This window comes from Phormidium yuhuli AB48 (genome assembly GCF_023983615.1).
GTDB lineage: Bacteria > Cyanobacteriota > Cyanobacteriia > Cyanobacteriales > Geitlerinemataceae > Sodalinema > Sodalinema yuhuli.
In genome coordinates, this window is record NZ_CP098611.1 from 1,247,284 (window position 1) to 1,271,006 (window position 23,723).

At 48.2% G+C, this 23,723-nt stretch carries 26 protein-coding genes and 1 pseudogene; 9 read left to right on the forward strand and 18 right to left on the reverse strand.

Going from position 1 to position 23,723, the window contains the following annotated elements:
* Positions 1-12 precede the first annotated feature (12 nt).
* Together NEA10_RS05390 and NEA10_RS05395 are read left to right on the forward strand one after the other, a co-directional pair.
* Complete coding sequence (locus NEA10_RS05390; RefSeq protein ID WP_252664232.1) at positions 13-1,413, forward strand: LCP family protein; 1,401 nt, start codon at positions 13-15, stop codon at positions 1,411-1,413.
* A gap of 101 nt (positions 1,414-1,514) precedes the next feature.
* Positions 1,515-2,411 carry a helix-turn-helix domain-containing protein gene (locus NEA10_RS05395; protein ID WP_252664233.1) on the forward strand — a complete coding sequence of 299 codons (897 nt, stop codon included), beginning with the start codon at positions 1,515-1,517 and terminating at the stop codon, positions 2,409-2,411.
* Here the strand turns inward: NEA10_RS05395 and NEA10_RS05400 are convergent.
* The gene (locus tag NEA10_RS05400) at positions 2,408-3,025 is read right to left on the reverse strand and encodes a DUF3611 family protein (protein ID WP_252664234.1); all 618 of its coding nucleotides are present in this window, start codon (positions 3,023-3,025) and stop codon (positions 2,408-2,410) included. The two genes, NEA10_RS05395 and NEA10_RS05400, sit on opposite strands and share 4 nt — an antisense overlap.
* 305 nt (positions 3,026-3,330) lie before the next feature.
* On the opposite strand from NEA10_RS05400, the gene NEA10_RS05405 reads away from it, so the two are divergent.
* Entirely contained in the window at positions 3,331-3,726 is a 396-nt protein-coding gene (locus NEA10_RS05405; protein WP_252664235.1) for a DUF1622 domain-containing protein, read from the forward strand.
* 71 nt (positions 3,727-3,797) lie between these two features.
* On the opposite strand, the gene NEA10_RS05410 is transcribed toward NEA10_RS05405, so the two are convergent.
* The 8 genes from NEA10_RS05410 to hoxE all read right to left on the reverse strand — a co-directional run bounded on the left by NEA10_RS05410 (position 3,798) and on the right by hoxE (position 11,286).
* Entirely contained in the window at positions 3,798-4,982 is a 1,185-nt protein-coding gene (locus tag NEA10_RS05410) for a SpoIIE family protein phosphatase (RefSeq protein ID WP_252664236.1), read from the reverse strand.
* Position 4,983: 1 nt separating this feature from the next.
* The gene (locus NEA10_RS05415; protein ID WP_252664237.1) at positions 4,984-5,493 is read right to left on the reverse strand and encodes a PAS domain S-box protein; all 510 of its coding nucleotides are present in this window, start codon (positions 5,491-5,493) and stop codon (positions 4,984-4,986) included.
* Between the two features lie 50 nt (positions 5,494-5,543).
* Complete coding sequence (locus NEA10_RS05420; protein ID WP_252664238.1) at positions 5,544-5,828, reverse strand: (2Fe-2S) ferredoxin domain-containing protein; 285 nt, start codon at positions 5,826-5,828, stop codon at positions 5,544-5,546.
* 151 nt (positions 5,829-5,979) lie between these two features.
* Positions 5,980-7,410, reverse strand: coding sequence for a Ni/Fe hydrogenase subunit alpha (locus tag NEA10_RS05425; RefSeq protein ID WP_252664239.1), 1,431 nt, complete (start codon positions 7,408-7,410; stop codon positions 5,980-5,982).
* Positions 7,411-7,656: 246 nt separating this feature from the next.
* Complete coding sequence (locus tag NEA10_RS05430) at positions 7,657-8,217, reverse strand: NADH-quinone oxidoreductase subunit B family protein (protein WP_252664240.1); 561 nt, start codon at positions 8,215-8,217, stop codon at positions 7,657-7,659.
* Complete coding sequence (gene hoxU / locus NEA10_RS05435; protein ID WP_252664241.1) at positions 8,205-8,921, reverse strand: bidirectional hydrogenase complex protein HoxU; 717 nt, start codon at positions 8,919-8,921, stop codon at positions 8,205-8,207. The genes NEA10_RS05430 and hoxU overlap by 13 nt, the downstream gene beginning before the upstream one ends.
* Positions 8,922-9,068: 147 nt before the next feature.
* On the reverse strand, positions 9,069-10,709 hold the full coding sequence (locus tag NEA10_RS05440) for a NuoF family protein (protein WP_252664242.1): 1,641 nt from the start codon (positions 10,707-10,709) through the stop codon (positions 9,069-9,071).
* 40 nt (positions 10,710-10,749) lie between these two features.
* On the reverse strand, positions 10,750-11,286 hold the full coding sequence (gene hoxE, locus NEA10_RS05445) for a bidirectional hydrogenase complex protein HoxE (RefSeq protein ID WP_252665298.1): 537 nt from the start codon (positions 11,284-11,286) through the stop codon (positions 10,750-10,752).
* A 333-nt stretch (positions 11,287-11,619) separates the two neighbouring features.
* On the opposite strand from hoxE, the gene hypE reads away from it, so the two are divergent.
* A complete protein-coding gene (hypE, locus tag NEA10_RS05450; RefSeq protein ID WP_252664243.1) occupies positions 11,620-12,657 on the forward strand; it encodes a hydrogenase expression/formation protein HypE in 1,038 nt (345 codons plus the stop codon).
* Here the strand turns inward: hypE and NEA10_RS05455 are convergent.
* Positions 12,654-13,430 carry a ParA family protein gene (locus tag NEA10_RS05455; protein ID WP_252664244.1) on the reverse strand — a complete coding sequence of 259 codons (777 nt, stop codon included), beginning with the start codon at positions 13,428-13,430 and terminating at the stop codon, positions 12,654-12,656. The genes hypE and NEA10_RS05455 overlap by 4 nt on opposite strands.
* Before the next feature lie 170 nt (positions 13,431-13,600).
* Between NEA10_RS05455 and NEA10_RS05460 the strand changes: the two genes are divergently transcribed.
* Positions 13,601-14,269 carry a Uma2 family endonuclease gene (locus NEA10_RS05460; protein WP_252664245.1) on the forward strand — a complete coding sequence of 223 codons (669 nt, stop codon included), beginning with the start codon at positions 13,601-13,603 and terminating at the stop codon, positions 14,267-14,269.
* Between the two features lie 15 nt (positions 14,270-14,284).
* On the opposite strand, the gene NEA10_RS05465 is transcribed toward NEA10_RS05460, so the two are convergent.
* Positions 14,285-15,931 (reverse strand): tetratricopeptide repeat protein, encoded by a 1,647-nt coding sequence (locus NEA10_RS05465; protein WP_252664246.1) that lies wholly within the window; start codon positions 15,929-15,931, stop codon positions 14,285-14,287.
* A gap of 4 nt (positions 15,932-15,935) precedes the next feature.
* Complete coding sequence (locus tag NEA10_RS05470) at positions 15,936-17,339, reverse strand: P-loop NTPase fold protein (protein WP_252664247.1); 1,404 nt, start codon at positions 17,337-17,339, stop codon at positions 15,936-15,938.
* Positions 17,340-17,506: 167 nt separating this feature from the next.
* Here NEA10_RS05470 and NEA10_RS05475 point away from each other — a divergent pair, with 167 nt between their 5' ends.
* Positions 17,507-18,169: a Uma2 family endonuclease gene (locus NEA10_RS05475; RefSeq protein WP_252664248.1), complete on the forward strand. Its 663-nt coding sequence runs from the start codon at positions 17,507-17,509 to the stop codon at positions 18,167-18,169.
* Positions 18,170-18,464: 295 nt separating this feature from the next.
* Here NEA10_RS05475 and NEA10_RS05480 read toward each other — a convergent pair whose 3' ends face one another.
* The 4 genes from NEA10_RS05480 to NEA10_RS05490 all read right to left on the reverse strand — a co-directional run bounded on the left by NEA10_RS05480 (position 18,465) and on the right by NEA10_RS05490 (position 22,178).
* Positions 18,465-19,688 carry an MAE_28990/MAE_18760 family HEPN-like nuclease gene (locus NEA10_RS05480; RefSeq protein ID WP_252664249.1) on the reverse strand — a complete coding sequence of 408 codons (1,224 nt, stop codon included), beginning with the start codon at positions 19,686-19,688 and terminating at the stop codon, positions 18,465-18,467.
* A 20-nt stretch (positions 19,689-19,708) separates the two neighbouring features.
* A complete protein-coding gene (locus tag NEA10_RS05485; RefSeq protein WP_252664250.1) occupies positions 19,709-20,995 on the reverse strand; it encodes a DUF262 domain-containing protein in 1,287 nt (428 codons plus the stop codon).
* Between the two features lie 305 nt (positions 20,996-21,300).
* Positions 21,301-21,546: a hypothetical protein gene (locus NEA10_RS21065; protein WP_374111895.1), complete on the reverse strand. Its 246-nt coding sequence runs from the start codon at positions 21,544-21,546 to the stop codon at positions 21,301-21,303.
* On the reverse strand, positions 21,543-22,178 hold the full coding sequence (locus NEA10_RS05490; RefSeq protein WP_252664251.1) for an IS66 family transposase: 636 nt from the start codon (positions 22,176-22,178) through the stop codon (positions 21,543-21,545). Before NEA10_RS05490 ends, NEA10_RS21065 begins: the two co-directional genes overlap by 4 nt.
* Before the next feature lie 25 nt (positions 22,179-22,203).
* Here NEA10_RS05490 and NEA10_RS05495 point away from each other — a divergent pair.
* Positions 22,204-22,527 (forward strand): annotated as a pseudogene (locus NEA10_RS05495) (Uma2 family endonuclease); the annotation flags it as partial.
* Positions 22,528-22,561: 34 nt separating this feature from the next.
* On the opposite strand, the gene NEA10_RS05500 reads toward NEA10_RS05495, so the two are convergent.
* Together NEA10_RS05500 and NEA10_RS05505 are read right to left on the reverse strand one after the other, a co-directional pair.
* The gene (locus NEA10_RS05500; RefSeq protein ID WP_252664252.1) at positions 22,562-22,768 is read right to left on the reverse strand and encodes a hypothetical protein; all 207 of its coding nucleotides are present in this window, start codon (positions 22,766-22,768) and stop codon (positions 22,562-22,564) included.
* 4 nt (positions 22,769-22,772) lie between these two features.
* Positions 22,773-22,910 (reverse strand): phage integrase N-terminal SAM-like domain-containing protein, encoded by a 138-nt coding sequence (locus NEA10_RS05505; RefSeq protein WP_252664253.1) that lies wholly within the window; start codon positions 22,908-22,910, stop codon positions 22,773-22,775.
* Between the two features lie 138 nt (positions 22,911-23,048).
* Here NEA10_RS05505 and NEA10_RS05510 point away from each other — a divergent pair, with 138 nt between their 5' ends.
* Together NEA10_RS05510 and NEA10_RS21210 are read left to right on the forward strand one after the other, a co-directional pair.
* On the forward strand, positions 23,049-23,312 hold the full coding sequence (locus NEA10_RS05510) for a UPF0175 family protein (RefSeq protein ID WP_008057519.1): 264 nt from the start codon (positions 23,049-23,051) through the stop codon (positions 23,310-23,312).
* On the forward strand, positions 23,309-23,446 hold the full coding sequence (locus tag NEA10_RS21210) for a PIN domain-containing protein (protein WP_508506406.1): 138 nt from the start codon (positions 23,309-23,311) through the stop codon (positions 23,444-23,446). Before NEA10_RS05510 ends, NEA10_RS21210 begins: the two co-directional genes overlap by 4 nt.
* Positions 23,447-23,723 lie beyond the last annotated feature (277 nt).

Below are 23,723 nucleotides of genomic sequence, written 5' to 3' on the forward strand. Positions count from 1 at the left end.
TAGTCGTCAACTGTGAGAATTCCTCTTCAGCAACCCCGAAATGGGTCGGGCCTCCTCTGGTGGGGCCTACTAACATCCTTGATTATTGTGGCTTCGGCCTTGATGGGGGCGATCGCGGCCTTAATCGTACCCACGTCTCCCCTAGTGCAGCCTAGTCGCCGTGAGAACCGCGAACAAGGACAGTTTGGCTATGAACTGACTCGTCCGGTGAACTTGATGGTGTTGGGAGTCGATCGCGATCCCGAGTTAGCGGATGATTCCCCGGACTTGTTGGAAGGACGCAGTGACACCGTTTTGGCAGTACGCTTCGACACCTATGCCAATCAGGTGAATGTCCTCTCGGTTCCTCGGGATACAGAAGTCAATTTAGGAGAGTTTGGCTGGGGGAAACTGAATGAAGCCAATTATCTCGGTGGCGTGGCGTTGATGCAGTCCAGTTTGGAGGCTGTGCTGACGGATGTGGAGTTCGATCGCTATTTCCGGGTGAACACTCAGGGATTGGTGGAGTTGGTGGATTTAGTGGGTGGGGTGGATATTTTTGTTCCCTTTCCCATGTCCTATCGCGATCGCACTCAGGAGTTGACCATTGAACTCGATGCCGGTTGGCAACGATTGACGGGAGAGCAGGCCCAGCAGTTTAGTCGCTATCGTCAGGGGCCCTATGGGGATATTGGCCGGGTGCAACGACAGCAGATGTTGTTACAGGCGTTGCGCGATCGCCTCCTCAGTCCGACGGTGTTAACGCGCCTCCCGGCCATCATCCGTATTTTGCAAACTCATGTGGATACTAATCTCACGGTGAGTGAGATGTTGGCCTTGGCCAGTTTTACCTTAGAGATTGAGCGCGATGATTTACGGATGGCGTTACTTCCGGGGGAGTTTAGCAATCCTGACTCTCCCCTAAGTTATTGGCAGGTGGATGAAACGGCGAGCGATCGCCTGGTGGGGCAATTTTTCCAAACTTCATCGGAGTCAGGATTTATTAATGAGGGGGGCAATCAAACGGCCTTTGGTCGCACGAACAGCCAACCCTCAGGCGGGTCTAGGGACAACTCTCACTCGGCCACACAACCCCGCATCACCTTACAAAATGCCACCCAGGACTCCCTCGCGGTGGAACGCCTGGCCGCTTATCTAGAGGAGTTGGGGTATGAGGATATTGATGTGGGCCAGGATTGGGATGGGGTTCACCGCCACAGCACCATTATTGTGCAACGGGGGGATTATGAGGCTGGGGAACGGCTGCGATCGGATTTGGGATTTGGGCGATTGGAGGCCTTGTCGACGGGGGATATTAGGTCTGATTTGACGATCCGCATTGGTTTGGATGTGGAGCCTGTGTTTCGCACTCAGGGGAGGGAGGGGGAACCACAGAGTCACAGAGGACACAGAGGGGGAGAAGAGGGGGGATGATAGGGATAGGGTTGGCAATTACAGGGTGAATTGGGGTGAATCCGGATTAAGGGCTGGATTTCTTGGAAAGAGAAGTTAGGTTGTTCCGGGTCCGAATTCCTATGCCTTCTCAAGACTCTAACTCATCTGATGCCGCTTACGGCCGTTCCTGGGGGACTGACCCGGGGAGGGGCGATCGCCGTTTGGGGGAGATTGAACGAGAATTATTACAGTCTCCTGCCTATCAAACGGCGTTAAATGGCTTAAAGGAGATGTTTGGCGATGCGGGGTATGCGGCCCAGATGCTGATGCACGAGGTGAGTCGGGAGGCGATCGCCCTAGCTTTGAGAGAAACTAACCCCACCACAGCTTTACCCTCGGCCCCACCCATTTCTCAACCCATTTCCCAATCTCAATCTCCCGTTCCCCGACAAGGGAGTGAGGCGGAACGGCTAGCAAGGAGTCGCTATCTCTACCGATTGGGGAAATATCTACGGGCCCAACGGTGTCGCCAGCATCTGTCGTTAGTGCAACTGCATCACCGGACTGGGATTCCGATTCAGCATCTGCACGCCCTAGAATCGGGTCATATTGGCCATTATCCTCAAAGTCCCGCCTATTTGAGAGGGTCGCTCCATCTTTGGGCCCGAACTCTAGGATTGAATGCTGATGCCATTATCGCTAAGCTTCCTCTCTCTTGCCCTCGTCCCCCCCTACCGCCTCCCCCACCGCCGCCGCCGCCGCCGGCTGTTATCGAGCCGAGGACCTCGGTTGAGGAACGGTTTGATTCTTCCTGGTGGTGGCGATCGCTGGCCTGTGGAACGCCTGTCTTGGCGACGTTAGGCCTGGCCTTATGGGTTGCCAATCTTCCTCCCGCGTCTCAACCTCCTCGCCAACTCCCGGAACCGGAGTCTGGGAACCGGCCCACTCTGCGTCCTCACTCCTCTCGTCAGGTCTTATCTGAGGGCGATCGTCCCCAGGTGGTTCCCCCTGAATCGCTCCGGCAACGGCGAGATTAGGTAGTTTTAATGGTCTGAATCAGCCGTAACAGCCAGAGGGAGCAGGTTAGGGCAACGAAATGAGCAAATAGACTATTGGTGTTGGCCAGAACCACGAAAATATCAATTGGTTGTACCAAACGACTCAAGGCGGCTGGTGAAAACTGTACCCCTTCAGAACTGAGAACTTTCACCATCAAAAGTCCGGTGATGATTTGTGCGGCCACCAAGCTAAACAACATCCCCACGAGATTGATAATGACCCCAGTTTGCAAAGACCCCAAGGTTTGCGCTCGTGTCGGCCGCAGGGAGGGGTCGGGAATCGCCAAACGTTTGGCAATCTGGGTGTAGCGTAAGGCCCAATACATCCCAATGGCGAGGGCCACTAGCCCAGCAATAGCAAAAAACAGTCCGGGCCCCTCTTCGGGACTAAGGCGATTGGGTTCCCCAGTATTTGAGCCGACAAAACCGGCGAAGAAGAAAATTAAGCCCGCAATCACCCCCAACACCAGTTGAAACCAGAAGCTAATTTGCCCAAAACGGCGCATCGCGGGAATGACGCGCTCTAACGAGGGTGGGATTTGCCCCTCGTAGATGGTTGTATCGCGGGTCGGGAGTTTGTTTTCGTCGTTCATGAACGTCTTATCGATGCAGAGGTACAGCAGCGAGTACCCCTCCAGGATATCGTGTTTCCCCCCGACCTGTTGGGAGAGTGCCCTCGCTTCTCAACTACCCGCTTTATCCATCAGTCCCGGGTAGCCATCAAAAAATCCTGACAAATCGAGAGATTTGGTAACGGTTGCGTCTCAAAATTCATCTTTAAACTGCTATAAAGATAGAGAAAGATCGGTAAAATCCGCTGCTTAAATCTCAGGGTGGGATTCTATCAACAATGTGGGTCATCTAAGGATTAAGTCTCAACGTCAAATTTTTTATGCTAATGGAATCAATACATCTTCTGGAATCTGGACTAGCTGAAGTCGTCTTTTTAGGAAAGTTCTCCCTAGAAGCGATTTCCGTGTTATGTGTTTTCTTGGGCATTGTGAAAACAGTGCAACTGGCGTTGAGATTTGCTGAATTTAAATATGATGAATTTCTGTTCATTCAACTGAGAATCCGCTTTGGAGTTTGGCTCGCCTTAGCCCTAGAATTTCAGTTGGGGGCTGATATTCTGGCAACAACGGTCGCCCCTCAAATGGAAACCTTGATTAGATTGGGGGCGATCGCCATTATTCGGACATTTTTAAACTATTTCTTAAACATCGAGCTTGAACATGAGTTTGAGTTGAGGAAACATCAGTCTGGGAATGAGCATCTTCCTCCAATTAAATCATAACAATTATTCAAATTTTATTTGAAGTCATAATTAAAAGCAAAATCAAGCTTGTCGGTAAACTTGATTTTGCTTTAACAGTATTCTAAATCTACTTCTTTCTGATTTTCTCTCAGCAATTGTACTAATTCCTCGACCAGATTGCGACGAATTGATATGTTTTTAGGCAGTAAAGGATTTTGGTAAAACTCATTAATCTGTTGTCCCACCAAGAAAAAGATAGAATCTGCCTCTAAAATTTCTCGGGCCAGCAACACTGCCCCATTACGGTCAAACGGTAAGCGTTCTAAATCGCAATGACATTTTTTCAGGAGTTCTGTGGCTTTGGAAATGGTCAAAATTCCCTCTGTCACTAAATCCACTTCATCAAGAATACCAATCGGGGGAAGTTCTTTACGCATGGTCGAAATATCCATTTCCACTGTTTCCCCCATATAATTGGCAACGATATTTCCAGTGGTTCCTCCACAGAGGGCTTTACGTCCTGGAAAACTCAAAAATCGTTCTGCAAAGGCTTCATCTTGACTGGGATCTAAGGGCGGCCCGGTGAAAATCATCAAGGGGTTACGGCGACGGACATAAACCCCCACCAGAGACGCATCATCACCGATTTGATTGCGATAGAGTCGCCGAGTTTCCCCGAGAACCTTATCTAAGAGACTACGGGCCGTGGGTGCATCATGGACAAACAGGCGTTCCATGTACTTGGCGATATTCTCCCAACCCCAGCCGAAGTTCATCGTATCTCCAAGGCCAGCATAGAGGACTCCGTCACTAATCGCCCCCAGAAAGTCTCCTCGTTCTAACGTCCCCTCCACCACTTGAATTTTACGGTTAAGAATCCGATCAATTCGCGGTTTGGGGTTCATCATTCGCCCTTTTTTAAAGTAAAATATGGGTGGATTATCAAAATTTATGACCCTAAATTTGTTGGTAATGTTATCAATTTGAATAACCGTAAATGTGGCATACGCAATTTTGCGGACTTGGCAAATTGGCAGAGTTCCAATTACGGTTTCCATGACCGCTTCTAAGGCAATGTCCGCATTTAACATCGTAATCAGGATTTCACTGGTTAGGGTTGCCAAGATATTCGCCTTGACCCCACTACCTAATCCATCAGACAAGACAATTGTTGTTTTGTTTTCCGTTTTGATAAATTTAACTTTGTCGCCACAAAGTTCTTCACCTTTTTTGTTTAAACTTAGGTGACAAATATCAAAAAAGTTGTCGGCTCGATGCGTATTAGTTTGAGTCATGTTAAACCATTTCCTGCTCGACCGCTTCGATGATTTTCAACAAACTAACTTTAGTTTCTGCCGTTGTTTCTCCCAGGAGTCCAGCAATTTCTTGAGCAACTTTCATTTGATTGTCAACGACCTCTCGGACGTTTAAGACAGTCTCAGTTTTGAGGTGTTGTAGTTCCTGTCGTCGTTGATATTCTTGGGTGATATCCACCATGATACAGGCGATGATTTTTTCCTCAGGAATCGGAAAAACAACTTCTCGTAAATAGAGTTTGGGATGACTATACTCCCGTTCAACACCTCGAATAACTTGTTGACTACTCCAGACGTTTTGAAAATGGTCAATGTTGCCCAAGATACGGCTAGCCGGTTGCCCGAGAATGTTGGTTTCTTCCACCTCAAACATCCGGCAAAAGGCAGGGTTAACCAAAACAATGGTAAAGTTGGAGTCAACGGCAATCAATCCATTGGGATCGTATTCCCAGAGGAGTCGCCAGATATGGTTTTGGGTGTGTTCTTGCATGGTTGAGGAGGAGAGGAGGGGGAACCACAGAGTCACAGAGGACACGGAGGTTAGGAGGGAGCAGGATTTTCTTCGAGAGTTTTTTGGATGGTGGGGAGGATTTCGCCAAGGAATTTTTCTTCGATATTTTGTGGGTTGATATCGACGAAATGCTCGTCTTTAAATTTCATGACGATGCCGTAGCTACAGGTTTCTAGGCAGAAAGACCCTTTGAGTTCTACGGCGTCTTCGAGGTCATAGTCCTGGATGAGCGATTGCAGTCGGGGGAGAACTTCGTACACCCCCAACTGGTGACAGGCTGACCCCATACAGAGGTAGAGGTTTTCTTTGGGCATGGGGGGAAAGGTTAAGAGGCAAGAGGCAAGAGGCAAGAGGCAAGAGGGAGAACCCACCCCTAACCCCTCCCAGGAGGGGAAGGCAAGAGGCAATAGGGGGAATTGTGGGGGCGAAATAGGGTTCGCCCCGATGGATTGGAATGGCTGGGGGTTAGTGGCGGTAGATGGTGTTGATGATGGTTTTGTTGGGGGCGATTAGGTCGATATGGAGGGGCATTTGGCCGATGGCGTGGGTTGAACAACTCAGACAGGGGTCGAAGTTGCGGATTCCGGCTTCGACTCGGTTGAGAAAGCCCTCGGCAACATCGTTGTTATGGATGTAATGTTGGGCAATTTGGGTGACGGTTTTGTTCATGGCCAGGTTGTTTTGTCCCGTGGCGATGATTAGGTTGACTTTCTCGATGAGACCGTTTTCGTCTACATTGTAATGGTGAAATAGGGTTCCGCGAGGGGCTTCGCTGACGCCGACTCCTTCGAGGTTGTTGATTTCGGCTTTGGCGCGACAACGGGAGGAGAGTAAGTCGGGGTCGTCGACATACTGTTCGATGCGTTCGATACAAGCGAGAACTTCTAGGAGACGGGCGTAGTGGTACATGAAGGAGGAGGTGGCGCAGCGGCCGCCGGCCCGTTGGCGAAATTCTTGTAGTTCGCGGTCGGCGTCGGGGGTTCCCATGCGATCGCACACGTTGACGCGGGCTAGGGGGCCAACGCGATACATTCCGTCAGGATAGCCTAGGGGCTTGTAATAGGGGAATTTGAGATAGGACCAGGGTTCGACGGCTTCATCGAGAAAGTCTTGATAGTTTTCTTCCCGCAGGCCATCGGCGACGATGTTGCCTTGGCTATCGACAAAGCGCAAATGACCGCCGTAATGTTCCCAGGTTCCGTCGGGGGCGACGAGACTCATAAATAGGGAGTCGAATTTGCCGAAGATGTCAACTTCGTCTTTTAGGGTATCGTCGAGGAGTTGTTTGAATAGCCCTAGGGCCGTCTCGATGGTTTGACGGGATTCGGGGAGGCGATCGCGAATCCATTGTAGACCCTCTTCCGACAGGGGCGATCGCACCCCACCAGGAACGGCCCAGGCGGCATGGATTTTCTTGGCCCCCAACAGTTCAATCACCGTCTGTCCAAATTGACGCAGACGAATCCCCGCCCGGGCTAAGTCGGGATTCGCGTCCATCAAGCCAAAGACATTGCGTTTGGCGGGGTCACTATCCCAGCCTAGGAGAAAATCAGGACTACTGAGATGGAAGAAACTCAGGGTGTGGGATTGGATGATTTGGGCTAAGTTCATCAATCGCCGCAGTTTCTCTCCGGCGGGGGGAACTTGGACGGCCAGGATTTTATCGCCGGTTTTGGCGGCGGCGAGAAGATGGCTAACGGGACAAATTCCACAAATACGGGCGGTAATTCCGGCCATCTCAAACATGGGACGACCTTCGCAGAATTTCTCAAAGCCGCGAAATTCTACGACATGGAAACGAGCGTCATCCACATCTCCGGCATCGTTGAGAAAGATGGAGATTTTGGCGTGACCCTCAATGCGTGTGACGGGATCAATAACAACGGTTTTACTCATGGTGATAAAGAAGGCAAGAGGCAAGAGGCAAGAGGCAAGAGGCAAAAGGGGAGGAAGGGCAAGATGGTAGGATGCGTCCCGGTATCAGTAGGGGTTTTGACCTAAGCCTATCGACTCAAACTTGCCGGAACGCATCATTTGGGCAAGAGGCAGAACCCACCCCTAACCCCTCCCAGGAGGGGAAGGCAATCGGCAGTAGGGAGAACCAGAACCTATGCTTAGCCCTTCCCAGGGAATGGCAATGATTTAGCCGAACTTAATCATTGAGCGCCCTTCCATGACGGGCTGTTCTCCTTTTAGTAGTGGTTCGATCGCCGCTTGGATGCGAGGGGCGGAGGGGGGACAGCCGGGGATAAATAGGTCAATATCCACCAACTCATGAATCGGACGGACGCGATCGAGCAATTCTGGGACAATCCCCGGTTCATGGGGGAGTTGAGCGGTTTGGTCCCCGAGTTCGAGGTAGCAGCGTTTGAGAACTGGCTCGGAACTGCCTAACATATTGCGCATGGCGGGGACGTTGGCCGTGACGGCACAATCGCCGAAGGAAATGACAAACTTGGTGCGTTGGCGAACTTTGTACAACAGTTCTAGGTTTTCTTCATTGGCCACAGCCCCTTCCACCAAACAGACATCCACATTCTCGGGATAGTCTTTGATATCGGAACCAACGGGACTATAGACAATATCGGCGAACTTGGCCACTTCAAAGAGCCATTCGTCCAAGTCCAGGAAGGACATATGACAGCCGGAACAGCCCGCTAGCCAAATCGTTGCCAGTTTTACTTTCTTGTTTACCGTGTCCATTGATTTTCTTCCCGTGCTTTGACTAAAAATTCCAGTTTGCCGCGATCGCGTTCCAGTTCGGAGGCGGTACTTCCCTTACGGAAAATCGACCCTGTGGGACAGGCATCAACACATTTCCCGCAGGCGGTACAGGCATCGACATCGCCCCAGGGTTGACTCAACCCTGTCACCACTTTGGCCGCCGCCCCGCGTCCGGCGACATCCCAAACATGAGCGCCTTCGATTTCATCGCAGACACGCACGCAACGGGTGCAGAGGATACAGCGGTTATGGTCGATGCCAAATTGGGGATGGGAGATATCTACGCCCCGTTCCGGGAAACGATAGGTAAAGCGACTGTGATCCATCCCCACTTCAATGGCCACATCTTGCAATTCACAGTTCTCGTTGGCGACACAGACGGCGCAGACATGATTTCCCTCGGAAAAGAGCATTTCCACGGTCATGCGGCGATACTCGTCTAACTGGGGGGTATGGGTGGTGACGTCCATCCCCTCGCTCACTTCTGTGACGCAGGCGGGGAGGAGTTTAGGAATCCCTTTGATTTCCACTAAGCAGAGACGACAGGCGCCCACATCGGAAACGCCATCGAGGTGACAGAGGGTGGGAATCCGGATTCCCGCTTCACGGGCAGCATCCAAAACCGTTTTACCGGCTTCGGCAGCTACGTCGATATCGTTGATTTTTAGGGTGACGACAGACATAGGTAATTAAGGCAAAAGGCAAAAGGCAAGAGGCAAAAGGCAAGAGGCAAAAGGCAAGAGGCAAGAGGCAAGAGGGGGAACCCACCCCTGCCCCTCCCAGGAGGGGATGGCAAGAGGGAGAACCCACCCCTGCCCCTCCTGGGGGGGTTAGCTTCGACTGTTGGCGGCGACGGTGATGGGATCGGGTTGGAGGAGGTCTAGGTACTCTTGTTCAAAGTAATGGAGGGTGCTGAGGACGGGGTTGGGGGCGGTTTGGCCGAGGCCGCAGAGACTGGTGGCTTGAACCATGCCGCAGAGTTCTTTGAGTCGATCTAAGTCCCGTTTGGTGGCTTTTTCGTCTAGGAGTTTGGTGAGGAGTTGATACATCTGTACGGTCCCGGCGCGACAGGGGATACACTTGCCACAGGTTTCGCCTCGGCAAAATTCCATGTAGAATTGGGCGACTTGTACCATGCTGGTGTCGTCGTCCATGACCACCATGCCTCCTGACCCCATCATCGACCCGAGGTCTCGCAGGGAGTCATAATCGACGGGGGTGTCGAGTTCGCGATCGGGAATGCAACCGCCCGAGGGACCGCCGGTTTGAATGGCTTTGACGCTGTTACCGCCGGGAACGCCGCCTCCCATCTCTTCGACAATTTCGCGCAGGGTAATTCCCATGGGAACTTCAATCAGTCCGTTGTTGCGGATTTTGCCGGTGAGGGAGAAGATTTTGGTGCCTTTACTGCGTTCGGTGCCAATTCCGGCAAACCACTCGGCCCCGTTGCGAATGATGGGGGCGATGTTCCCTAGGGTTTCAACGTTGTTGATGAGGGTGGGACAGCCGTGGAGGCCGGAGACGGCGGGATAGGGGGGACGAGGACGGGGATTGCCTCGTCCTCCTTCGACGGAGGCGATGAGGGCGGTTTCTTCGCCACAGACGAAGGCGCCGGCCCCGACTCGGATTTCGACGCTAAAGTCTACAGGAGAGTCGAAGATTTGCGCCCCCAGACAATGTTTGCGTTTGGCTTGCTGGATGGCTTTTTGCAGCCGGGTGATGGCGAGGGGATATTCGGCGCGAACGTAGATATAGCCTTGGGTCGCACCGACGGCATAGCCGGCGATCGCCATCCCTTCTAAAATGCGATGGGGGTCGCTTTCTAGGACGCTACGATCCATAAATGCCCCAGGATCTCCTTCGTCGGCGTTACAGATGATGTATTTCTGTCCGGGGGGCATTTTGGCGACGGTGGCCCATTTTAAGCCGGTAGGATAGCCAGCCCCGCCTCGTCCCCGTAATCCGGATTGGGTGATGTCTTGGACTACCTCGGCGGGGGTCATTTCATAGAGGGCGTGATGCAGGGCTTGGTAGCCGCCGACGGCGAGATATTCGTCGATGCGTTCGGGATCGATGCGGCCGCTATGTTCGCGGACGATGAGGAGTTGACGGCTGAAGAAGGGGTGGTTGGGGTCCCCTTGGATGGCGTCGGCTTCCCCGGAACCGTTGAGGCTACCGATGATGCTATCAGCCTGTTCGGGGGTGACTTTCTGATAGTGTTTTTTCTCGCTTGGGGCCTCGGCATCTTCGACTTCTACCATCGGCCCTTGACCACAGAATCCCATGCAGCCCACACCGACGGCTTCGACGGTATCGTCTAGGTTGTGGGTTTTGATGGCGGCGTCGAGTTGTTTTTTGACGTCAACAGATTGGGAGGCTTGGCAACCGGTGGAGGTGCAGCAGTGGACGCGGATGCGTTTCTGGGCTTGTTTGGCGGCGGTGGCCTGTTCTAAGAGTTCGGCTCGTTCCATGGCGCTTAATCGTTAAGGGTATCGTAGCAAGGGGGCTGGCTTAGCTGTCTTCTTGTTGCCAGCTATGGATGCGATCGCAGGTTTGTTCGGGGGTTTGTTGGCCGGCGACTTTGCCGTCATAGACGACGGCGGGGGCAATGCCACAAGCCCCAATGCAACGAGCGGTGACAATGGAAACTTGCCCGTCTTCGGTGGTTTCACCAGCGGCAATGCCTACATCTCCTTCGACGGCTTTGAGGATGTCGCCGCCCCCTTTGACGTAACAGGCGGTTCCTAGACAGACGACGCAGGTATGGGCCCCGCTGGGTTTGAGGGAGAAGAGATGGTAGAAGGTGGCAACGCCGTAGACTTGGGAGAGGGGTAGTTGCAGTTTGTGGGCGATGTAGCTGAGGACATCTTCTTCAAGAAAGCCAAAGGCTTCTTGGGCTTTGTGGAGGATTTCGATGAGCGCGTCTTGTCGATATTGGTTACGCTTCATCGTGATGTCTAGAACTTTGAAGCGTTTATCGGGTTTGCCGTCTTTGGCCGGGGCTTTTTCGGAGGATTTTGCGGGGGGTGAGGTCCGGGTGGCAGTCATTCGTGTTTCCTCGGGTTGCGGTTGGACTGGGGCGATCGCCCTCGGGAGCAAATGGAGCGTAGGTTCGAGTTTTTGGGCGATCGCTCCTGGGAGGGGAGCAATAAATCTGCTATCTGTGCTACTGTTTTCTAATGGCAAAGATTAGGAAATCTTTAAGATTCGCTTAAGTAACACAAAGGTTGTTTTTCTTCCTTGAACGTAATGGCGAGAACTGCATCTATTGTGAGCAGTATATCGAAGAAAATCAACTAAAACTCAAGTTAATTTACAAAAATCATCCCAATTTTCTTGTTACGATAAGTAAGATTTGTATATAAAAATTCATTAAGAACAATGAGTGATTTTGATGTCGCCTCTCTGTCTTGCCCTCTGCCGATTGAGCAATACCCCCATGTGCTACTAGCTCACGGTGGGGGAGGACGGTTGATGCAACAACTTATTAATCAGGTCTTTTTACCGGCATTTGGCGGCGCTGAACAGGTGCAGCATGATGCGGCGACGTTGAGTTTGGGGGGCGATCGCATTGCCTTAACGACGGATTCTTATGTGGTTCATCCTCTGTTCTTCCCGGGAGGCGATATTGGTTCAATGGCGGTGTATGGAACGGTCAATGATTTAGCGATGGCGGGGGCCCAGCCTCAATATCTCACGGCGGGATTCATTTTAGAGGAAGGCCTGCCGATGTCGATTCTCTGGCAAGTGGTGCAATCGATGGCGGCGGCGGCGAAGACGGCGGGGGTTCGGATTGTGACGGGAGATACGAAGGTTGTCGATCGCGGTAAGGGAGATGGCATCTTTATTAATACTGCTGGTGTAGGGGTGGTGAGGGGCGATCGCACCATTTCCCCGAGTCAAGTGCAAGTGGGAGATGTGGTGTTAGTCAATGGTGACATTGGCCGTCATGGCATTGCCATTATGGCGGTTCGCGAGGGGTTAATGTTTGAGACGGCTATTGAAAGTGACTCGGCCCCGGTGGCGGCGGACGTGTTGGCCCTGCTAGATGCGGGAATTGAGGTGCATTGTCTGCGGGATTTAACCCGAGGTGGCTTGGCGAGTGCCTTAAATGAGATTGCGGTGGCGGCGAATCTGGGGGTTCGCCTGGATGAAAGGGCGATCGCCGTCCGCGATGATGTTCAGGGGGCCTGTGAAATTCTCGGCTTTGACCCTTTATATTTAGCCAATGAGGGGCGCTTTATCGCCATTGTTCCTTCCCAGCAGGCTGAGGCGGCGTTAGAGTGTTTGGGGGACGGGGCCGCTGAGATTGGCGTTGTCACGGAAACCAGCAAACCTCCGGTCACTATGATGAGTGAGATTGGTTCTCTGCGAACGGTAGATTTATTAAGTGGGGAACAGTTGCCGAGGATTTGTTAGAGGAGATATTCCTTGGGAGTATTTTGGGTTTGGGGGGCGATCGCCCGAATCACCCGTTCATAGGGTTCAATGAGTTTACGATTGCGGCTGAAGTGGTGGATGGGTTGTCCCACAAAACTAGCTTCGGCGAACTGGATGGATTTGGGAACGGGTTTAAAGATAGTGACCTGATGATGGCGTTTTTTCAGTTCCTCCAACACGCGCCGCGTCATGAGGGTGTTTTCTGCCATTGTGGGTAAGACTCCCAGCAATCGCAAACGCAGATTATAGGTTTTGCGGATATCGGAGATTTCATCAAAGAGGCGATCGAGGCCCCGCAAGGAATAATACTGACATTGCACGGGGACTAACACCGCATCCGCCGCCGCCAAGGCATTGAGTGTCAGCAATCCCATATTAGGGGGACAGTCGATGAGAATGTTGGTATAACGGTTTTGAAGGGATTTGAGTTGCTCTTTGAGGACAAAAAACCGTTTGGGATCCTCGGAAATTTCGTTTTCTGCTCTGGCCAGAGTGCTATCCGTGGGCAAAATATGCAGGCCCATCTCCGTCTCAATAATCGGTTCTTCGGGGGTTTCCTGGCGCGTCATCACGTCGTAACTCCCGATTTGGTCTTTTTCCATGTCGATGCCAAATCCCATGGTGAGATTGCCCTGGGGGTCTAAGTCCACGGCCAAACAACTTTGACTTTGAGCTAATAATCCCCCCAGTGCGATAGTGGAGGTTGTTTTTCCCACGCCCCCCTTCGGACTGGCAATTGCAACGATCGCCACGGCTGAACCCCTTAATTCGACAACACTTCGGCACGGTTTGCACCTTCCCAACTATACCGGATTTCGGGAAAGGGTCTGGATTCTCCTGGAGGTCTTGGCGGACTCTCCCTTGGCCGGGATGATTCCCTTGCCATAATAGAAGAGTCCCCAGTCTAGGGTTGAACACCACCATGGCACTTCAGACTCAGATTTGTCCACCCTTGGAAAATGGCGATCGTCTCAGCTACCGTGAATTTGAGCGACGTTACGCGGCGATGCCCCAACATCAGAAAGCGGAATTAGTGGAAGGAGTTGTGTATATGGCCTCGCCGCTACGGTTTACCACTCATGCTAAGCCTCACGCCGATTTGATGGGATTGCTCTGGACTTATAAGATGGCAACCCCACCCACGGAAATCGGCATTGAACCCACGGTTCGCCTGGATGCTGACAATGAGTTTCAACCCGATGGTGTGTTGTTGATTCCCGGTGGGGGTTCTCAACTGAGTCAAGAGGGGTATATTCAGGGGGCCCCGGAACTGGTGGTTGAGATTGCGGCGAGTAGTGCGGCGATTGATTTAGGGGACAAAAAACGGGTGTATCGACGTAATGGGGTTCAGGAATATCTGGTTTGGCAAATCTTTGATGAAAAACTAGATTGGTTTTATCTGGAGGAGGGGGTTTATCAGTCTCTGACTCCTGATGAGGCGGGGATTCTCTGTAGTCGTGTTTTTCCGGGATTATGGTTGAATGAGCCGCAACTGTTGCAAAATAATCTGGCGGCTGTGCTTAATACGCTACAACTGAGGCTGCAATCTTCGGAACATGAGGCGTTTGTGCGATCGGGTATTGGAAATTAGATATAAGATGCTTAATTACTTTCGCGTGAACAGGAGAATTATGCGGATAAGACAGGCGAAGTAGATATTCGGTTTGTTGTTTAGGGCTTTTTGGAAACTTGCGATCGCTTCCTCTGAACGTTCTAGCGCCCTGAGACACTTACCACGTTCGAACCAAGCTCTATAGTCCTCAGGTTGATACTCTAAAGCTTTATTGTAACTAGCAAGGGCTTCTTTCTGTCGTCTAAGTTTCATGAGACACACACCACGCCAGCACCAAGCTTGAGAGTACTCAGGTTGATACTCTAAGGCTTTATCATAACTAGCAAGGGCTTCTTTCCTTCGTCTAAGTTTCATGAGACACACACCACGCCAGCACCAAGCTTGAGAGTACTCAGGTTGATACTCTAAGGCTTTATCATAACTAGCAAGGGCTTCTCTTCTGCGTCTAGGTTTCATGAGACATACACCACGCCCAAACCAAGCTCTATAATACTCAGGTTCATACTCTAAGGCTTTATCATAACTAGCAAGGGCTTCTTTCCTTCGTCCCAGTTTCATGAGACACAGACCACGCTCGCACCAAGCGTGATAGTTATCAGGCTCGTACTCTAAGGCTTTATCATAACTGGCAAGTGCTTCTTTTCTACGTTTCATCCAACCGAGACACACACCACGCTCGTACCAAGCGTGATAGTTATCAGGCTTGTACTCTAAGGCTTTATCATAACTGGCAAGTGCTTCTTTTCTACGTTTCATCCAACCGAGACACACACCACGACCAAACCAAGCTAGGGAGTTATCTGGTTGATATCCTAAGGATTTATCTAAACTAGCAACAGCTTCCTCCCAGCGCTCCAAAAAATACAGGTTAAGAGCATGATCTTTCCATATTTCTGAGTCAAAAGAATTAAATTTTATTGATTTATTGTAGCAAGACAATGCCAGAGAATAGTCATTATTGATTTGAAATAACCAACCTTGCTTTTGTGCTAATTTTGCTTTTTGAATATCAGTTAAATTATCATCTTCTAAAGAATCTCGAAGTTCTCGAATTTTCTCTAGTCGTAAAGCTTTCGGTAATTCCATATACTCATTTAAACTAGAAATTCTCATCCAGTTGTTTAATTGCTCCTGATACATCTCCTCATTTTTTGGCAATATGAATGTTCCCAATCGCCAATCATAAAAATCTGGACATCGCAGAATTAAATACCGAATCACGAAGGGAGGAATAATAAATACCACAGCACTTCGTAAATTGTCTCGCCAACATTCGCGAACTTGATTTAAATGGCTGAGAATTGCCGGAATATCCCGAGGATCGTATTGATGTAAATCATGAGTTTCCCAACCTAAAGCGCGTTTCGTATCCTCATAGCCTAAAATAGCCTGATCTAAACCACGAACCACTAACACATCAAACCGTTCCCGTTGCCAACGTTCCATGGCCTCGGGATACAACGACTGTGACTGGCGATTGAGATCTAACACTGAGACACGCCGAAATTTTGATTTTAGCCGCTGCAAAACCGTTTCCCCTTGCTGTGGCGAAGCTTGTACAAAACAAAAACCAGCCCCCTCATTATTGGCGATCGCCCGTAACAAAAGCCTCAAAACCTCCTCCTGACTTTCAGGCTCAAGTTCTGCCTCATCCCAACTAATCAAGTCTTCAACATTCATTGCCTTAACCCTCAGAATCACCCTTAGAAAACACCGCCCAACGCTCTCGAAATGGCTTCGAACCCCGAATCAAGGGATGCACATCATACCAGCGGACGACATCCTCTTCCACTTCATCAAAAAAGCGATATTCCAAAATACAACGCCGTCCCAATAAAGCGCGATATAATCCATCCAAATCATTCAGCCGAGTCTTATTCTGATGAACCTGAAATAAAAGGTCCCATTCGTGTTCCAGCACCGCATCTAAATAAGCTGGCCGAAAATCGGCGATCGCCCGCTTAACTTGTTTCATCCGGATCGGCAGTTCAGAGGTGCGGTTAATAGCATTGCGGATGATGTGCATTAAATCCCGCAAATGTCCCCCGCAGCTTAAACATAGCAACACTACAACCGCCTCAGCTTCAAACACATCAGGAACCAGCGATAATCCATCAACCTGTTCCATCACCCGCCGTTCCATCGCTAAGCGTAATTGTTGGATTCCTTCATCCACGGCTTCCCCATCGCGATTCTGCACCATCACCATCGGTAAAATTTGCGGTTTTCCATAGATATCTTGTAAATTGCTGGCTGAGCGAGAATAGAGTAGTGAAATGGGTGCAGTATAGACCATGTGACAATTCAGAGAGCGCATTAATTCAGAGCGATTGATGAAGATTTCTTCTAAGTTTGTCATCTTGTCTGGCTCTTCAATCTGAGCAATTCGGTCTAAATTATCAGCAATAATAACAATGCGATTATTTCCAGATTTTAACTGTTGTTTGGCATTATCAATAAACGCATTGAGTGCCTTGACCAAAGACTCAGTATTGGCTTCAACAAGCTTACGAATTTCATCCCGTTTATTGGGTTCTGTCCGTACCGCTGCGGTAATTTTTGAAAGTAAAGGAATCGCAACTTGTATGTTAATCTGATTCAGTGAGACATCCGTCAAAGCTAACTCTTTGAGGGTTTCCCATCGCGCCTCTAACCAATGCCAAATCGGGGAATAATCTACGTCATCCTGTAACTTCTCCAGTAACTGTCGGGTACAGGAGAGCAAAATATCCTGGTACTGAGTATCTTGAAAACTCAAGTCCCCGGCATCTTCAGTCGCCGCCGCAAAATAAACGACTACACAACCCTGCCGTTCTAAATAGGCTGCTAATCGCTTAAGTTCTGTGGACTTACCACTACCACGATGTCCTGAATAGAGTTGATAGGTATTATCCTCTTCTTTTAGGATATAGCCTCCCAACTCAGTCAAAATATCTTCATCCCCCCGTACCTCCTGAAAATCCACATAGCGAGGATCTCCCGGTTCTAGTGGTGAATCCGGTTTAAACGAATTAAACAAATCCTTGAGGATAGCGGCATCGGAATTGGGGGGGAACACCATAAAACAGGACTCGCGAACTCCTATCATCCATTATGTCTTATGACGGGTGGATTGTCTGCGATCGCCACGGCTCAACCATACCGGATGTCGGGGAAAGGTTCGGATTATCCTGGATGTCTTGGCAGACTCTCCCTTGGCCGGGATGATTCCGTTGCCATAATAGAAGAGTCCCCAGTCTAGGGTTGAACACCACCATGGCACTTCAGACTCAACTCTGTCCACCCTTGGAAAATGGCGATCGCCTCAGCTACCGTGAATTTGAGCGACGTTACGCGGCGATGCCCCAACATCAGAAAGCGGAATTAGTGGAAGGAGTTGTGTATATGGCCTCGCCGCTACGGTTTACCACTCATGCCGAACCCCATGGTCGTCTCATTACCTGGTTAGGAGTATATCAGTTCGCTACTCCCAACGCAGCGATGGGCATTGAACCCACGGTTCGCCTCGATGCTGACAATGAGTTTCAACCCGATGGTGTGTTGTTGATTCCCGGTGGGGGTTCTCAACTGAGTCAGGAGGGGTATATTCAGGGGGCCCCGGAACTGGTGGTTGAAATTGCGGCGAGTAGTGCGGCGATCGATTTGGGGGACAAAAAACGGGTGTATCGACGCAATGGGGTTCAGGAATATCTGGTTTGGCAAATCTTTGATGAAAAACTGGATTGGTTTTATCTGGAGGAGGGGGTTTATCAGTCTCTGACTCCTGATGAGGCGGGGATTCTCCGTAGTCGTGTTTTTCCGGGATTATGGCTGAATCGCCCGCAACTGTTGCAAAATAATCTGGCGGCTGTGCTTAATACGCTACAACTGGGGCTGCAATCTTCGGAACATGAGGCGTTTGGGCGATCGCAATCCTGATTGACTGACAATCGACACTAAACTATGGTGTTGAGTTCGTTTCACACGGGGGTCTCTCAGGTTTGGAAAATGCTGGAGGACGCTTCCCCTTAAAATCTTTATCTCTCGGCTGCTCTCACGAGTCAGCACCCGTTGACCAAATTCTTGAGCCATGGGGTCTTTCTACATTCATGAAGGATAGACTTTTCCCTGAAAGCTCTTTCACCTTATCTCCTACTGTCTTAATTGTCACAACTCCTCACTCTCCCCATTCTAGCTCTTTTGTCAAGTACAATCTATACCAAGTTAGATGCGATTACCCTGATAGGCTTCCTAGCCGCTTTTCGCCATTTGTCACCTCCCCCACCTGAATCCTTACGGATGATTTTTCAACAAATACAACATGATTTTTCTTGATTTTTTGATCTAGTTTGAGTGTAAATGACAATGGCGCTGCAGATAGTTCAAGTTGAGAAACATTTTTATACTCTTTGGATTGTTTTTTTGAGGTTTTAATAATTACCTCATCAAAGTCTTGAGTTTTTTGAAAAACCCTTATTTCTAATATTTTGACCTTTTTATACTCTTTGGATTGTTTTTTTGAGGTTTCAATCATTACCTCATCTCCAACTACTATCCTTGATTTGATATCAATAGAAACATCTGAAAAACCCACAACATAGCCTTTTTGCCAAGTCTTGACCGGTCGACCTATCTGAATATAGTTTTTGAGTTCATATGCAATTAAAATCCTCTCAAAGGATGCTTGCAATACTTGTTCCAAAGATTGTGCATACTGCTTTAGAAAATCAATATATTTAGTTTGTAAGATCTCCGGGCTTAAAATATCATCGACTTCTGCACCATGTGCAATTTCATTTCGCCTCTGAGCTATTTCTTCCAATGTTTGTTCAAGTTTTAACCTAGAAGCCTTCAGAAAAAAATCTTTCGACTTACCCAGTTGGAAGTCTGTATCATCACTTTTTTTTAAATAGCTAAAAAAATCATCCTCATTAATGATTTCTTCATTAATTCTTTTAACTCCAACATCAGCAAAAATTGCATCAATGGTATTACATCTAAAATTTGCATTGTGCACAGAATACGCTTTCACATTTACGGTAAACTCTTTAGATTGAATATTTTGACAAGAGAATAAATTAGCAATAATTTGATCTCTTGTTAAGCTTTTATATTTATCTAAGTTTGATTTTTTTGCAAGTTCTATGGACTTAGAAAAATGATTTTGTTGGATCTCACGAGGTAGCTGTTCAAAGTTTTCAGCTACTGCTGCTATTGCTTTAACATACTCCTCAGCAATACGTTCTATAAAATTCTCAAAATACCCATATAAAAGAATGACTATGGCACTGTAGTTGAATTTTTTACGATAAATTTTCTCGTCCTTAGACTCCGACATACCTCCTAACAAGTCATCCATTTTTAAAACATTAGCTTTAATAAACGCATCAAGCAAACCTAAGTTTGTTGTGAATTTAGTAACCTCAATTGTGAGTTGGTTCGCCTTATTTTTTGACATTGATTTAAAAAATTTGAGTCTTATGAAAGAAAATCAGTTAAATGGTTTAACATTAAATTCATCCGACGGAGAGTATCGGTCGGTGTCGTTTTTCTTCCACTAAATAAAGATCCATTTTCTTTGTATAGCTCCTCTAGTGATTTCATAAAATCATTCTTATTCTCATCTGAAATTAGTTGTTCAGCATAGTCTGTTTTTTGGCTAAATGCGTACATAATAGGATCATAAACAACTTTAAGTGGCTGAAGACTCCACTTATAGCTATCCGTGCTTGCTCTTGCATCTTTACGATAAAGTTGAAAAGCTTTATTTCCCAAAACTTCATAAACTAGATCAATGGTTGAGATGAATAATTTTCGGTATTCATCAAGAACAGTGGAGGGAAAAGAATTTCCTTTCTGTAAAAAACGGTCTAAGATATTTCGCAGTGGTAAGCTACGCGGAAATTTGTCTAGTTGTCGGTAAGCAAAGAAACGTAAAACCAGTTCAACATCATCCATTTTTCTATAGTATTCACTTTGTTCGCAAACAATATCCCATGATTCTTGTTCGTTTTTACCTTCGAGAATTTCTGAATTTGAATCTTTTAACTCTTCATGATCTAAGAAAAACCATAATTTTTTTAATGTCAATTTTTCAGACAACTCTTTACACAGATCATTTAAAGGTCCAGCATACACTGCATTACGAGATTCCTGTGGTTCCAGTTGTATGCCACCACTATTAATGCGATCAAAGACTAACTGTTTTAATCGCTGGGCATCTTCTTTTGTTTTAGCTGTTTCTTGTAATAAGATAATCGATGAAATATATCGTCGATCAATACCAGCTTTAATTCTATCTGGAAGCTCGGAGTATTTTTTCCCATTTAGCTCTTTCCATTCTTGAAGGCCTTCAAGGGCATATTTATTTTCGTAAAATTCATAAATTGCTGAAAGCCGTTGCTGTCCATCCATCACCTCATACGAAGCATAGTCTTCTTCATATAAAAAAATAGGAGGAATGGGAATATTCATGATAAATGATTCAATCAAGTTAGACTTTCTTTCCACATTCCACCGCCGTCTCCTTTGAAAGGTAGGATCGATTTTGTATTTTTCGCTATTGATTAATTCCTTGATTGTTCCCAAAGGATACCTTGCTTGCTCAGTAACAATTCTGACATCACCGCGAATATATTTTTCATTAATTGCATCATCAGTCGAGCATCCAGCATCAATCTCAAAATCATTTTTTTGCTTCGCTGGCTCTAGGTTCTCATTTCTAAAAAGCTCAGTTTTAAGTTCATCTTTTTTTATTTTAGACATAGTTTTAATCCTTGTAAAACCTTCACTGAACAAATTAAGTCCCTTCGCATTCATATCTTTTCTTAAAGAGCTTCTCTTAAAGGAGAGATACAACAGTCCACTCTATCCCGGTTTTTCCAAGCGGCATGGGTTGAAAGTCTCTTAAGAGAGAAATTGGAAGCGAGGATGTAGAATCACGATATTCTGCCTTTAATTATACCGCATTGATAAAGTAATATGGTGCATTCAGCAACAAAAATTTAGAAAACCAAGGGAGTTAGGTATTTCAGTAAGGCTTCTCGCTACCGAACTCCTCACGTAAGGATTCAGCCAGGGACGAGAGAAGGCATGGAGACCTTTTCAGGAGCCGCCGCTGCCATTAAAGCTTGCTTCAGGAAGGTTATCACTGAACGTCCCTGAGCACGACAGGTCTGAATCACGCTCAGCCACCTAGCCGTCTGGGCAAAACCTGCCATCGAACGCGACCCACCACCAACCTTCCGCTTCGTCACCGTCAACCGCAACGAACGTTCCGCACGATTATTATCCGGGGGAATTTCTGGATGAGTCAGAAAATACCACTAGCTGCTTTGTCGCGCAGAGAGCGCAACAATAAGCCGGCATCATGCTCCACCTTCGGCAGCCACTGTTCCAGTGCTGCTTCCACTTCACTCCTAAAGCTTTGCGCCCATTCAGGGTACGCACCCCCATCCTGGGTTTCCCGCCATCGACGGTGCTGCTCAAACGCCGTATCAATCAAATCCAGGAATCCCTTCGCTACCTCTGGATTGTTCCCCGGCTTGAGCTTGCCCACCTTTTTGAACTGTCTTCTCAGATGCGCCAGACATTTCTGTTGGGCCTTCACCTCATAACCGTTGTACAGGCTGAAGTCATCCGAGACGAGCACTCCTTCAAATCGCTCACCTAATAGTTTTACTAATTCTTCCCTTGAACGGGTTTCAGCCGCGTGGAATAAGCAAAATCCTACCCCACACACTACCCACATCCACTCTTTTACACCATTGACTAGCCATGGGGTTTCATCCACTTGTCCATAGCTGTGCTGCTTTATCCGGTCTCCCAGTTCCTCTCCCATCGGCTCCACGCTTTGCGATGTCCCCGCATTGATTGCTTGTAATGTCCTCACCCCGACTGTGATTTTTCCCAGCTCTACTAAGAATTCTTGCTGCTTTTCATCGCTCATCTGGGCGTAGTTCCCCAGCTACACTATTCAAGTTTCCCCGGAATTGGTGGTTGAAATTGCGGCCAGTCGTGCGGCGATCGATTTGGGGGACAAAAAACGAGTCTATCGACGCAATGGGGTTCAGGAATATCTGGTTTGGCAAATCTTTGATGAAAAACTGGATTGGTTTTATCTGGAGGAGGGGGTTTATCAGTCTCTGACTCCTGATGAGGCGGGGATTCTCCGTAGTCGTGTTTTTCCGGGATTATGGCTGAATCGGCCGCAACTGTTGCAAAATAATCTGGCGGCTGTGCTTAATACGCTACAACTGGGGCTGCAATCTTCGGAACATGAGGCGTTTGTTCAATAAAAGCAAAACTCATTATTTAGTTGTCTGATTATTTCTAATAAATATCTTCATCTTCCGGCAATACAAAGGTTCCCACCCGCCAATCATAAAAATCTGGACATCGCCAAATAAAATAGCGAATTACAAAGGGAGGAACAATCAAAACCACGGCAGTTCGTAAATTGTCTTGCCAACATTCGCGAACTTGATTCAGATGACTAAGAATTGCCGGAATATCCCGAGTATGGCAAGGGAAGGTCAAGAACTTAGCGGTAGAGAACGAGCAAGGCACTGAGGGCAACGTTTTGGGTGGAGGCAGCCATTTTTTTATCGACCGCGAGGTAGTAAGAGGCGCAGAGTTCTGGTACTCCCATCTCTCTGGGGTGGCGTTTTTGTTGAAACAAGATGAAGTCTCGGATATAGTGGAGTATGGAACTTCTTGGTTTTGCGACTGAGATGCCTAAAGCGGATGGCTTGGCGCACGCGATCGAGAAGTTTGGGCGGTTGAGGCACTGATGAGTGGTCATAAGGAGAAAATTATCATGCAGATTACGATTGAACTTCCCGACGACATAGCCAATCAATTACAACCCGTCAATGTTTCCCGCCGAGTTCTAGAACTTATCGCTGCCGATCACTATCGTCAAGGTCGTATTGGAGCCGCCGAAGTGCGACAAATACTTAACTTTTCCTCTCGTTGGGAAACCTACAAATTTCTTAAGCGTGAGAAAGCTTATTTGCCCTATACTGAAGACGATTTAGAGCAGGATGTCCAAGCGATTCGCAATCTTTTGGCTACGGAATGATTATTGTTTCCAATACCTCCCCAATCAACCACCTGATTTTGATTGGGCAGATCGACTTACTACCTGAATTGTTCCGGCAGGTCATCATTCCCCAAGCAGTTTATAGCGAACTATCTGAGAGGATGTCTGAATAGTCATGGTCAACAGCATCGAGGTTTACCATAATGAGTGTATCCGTATTTGATAATTTTGGTAGATTGACACTTTAAACCGTTAATTTGTCTATCAAGACGGTGTACAATCTCTACTATATACGAATACCATTACTGTTCAGAACTATCTATTTAATTTGGTTTTTTATGGCATCGCCACCTGTCCCACTTGGTTTAAGATATAGCGGACAGATTGACAAGTTAGGGCGATTTATAGCTGCATTTCATCCTGGGTATTTAGGAGATACAGCGTGATGTT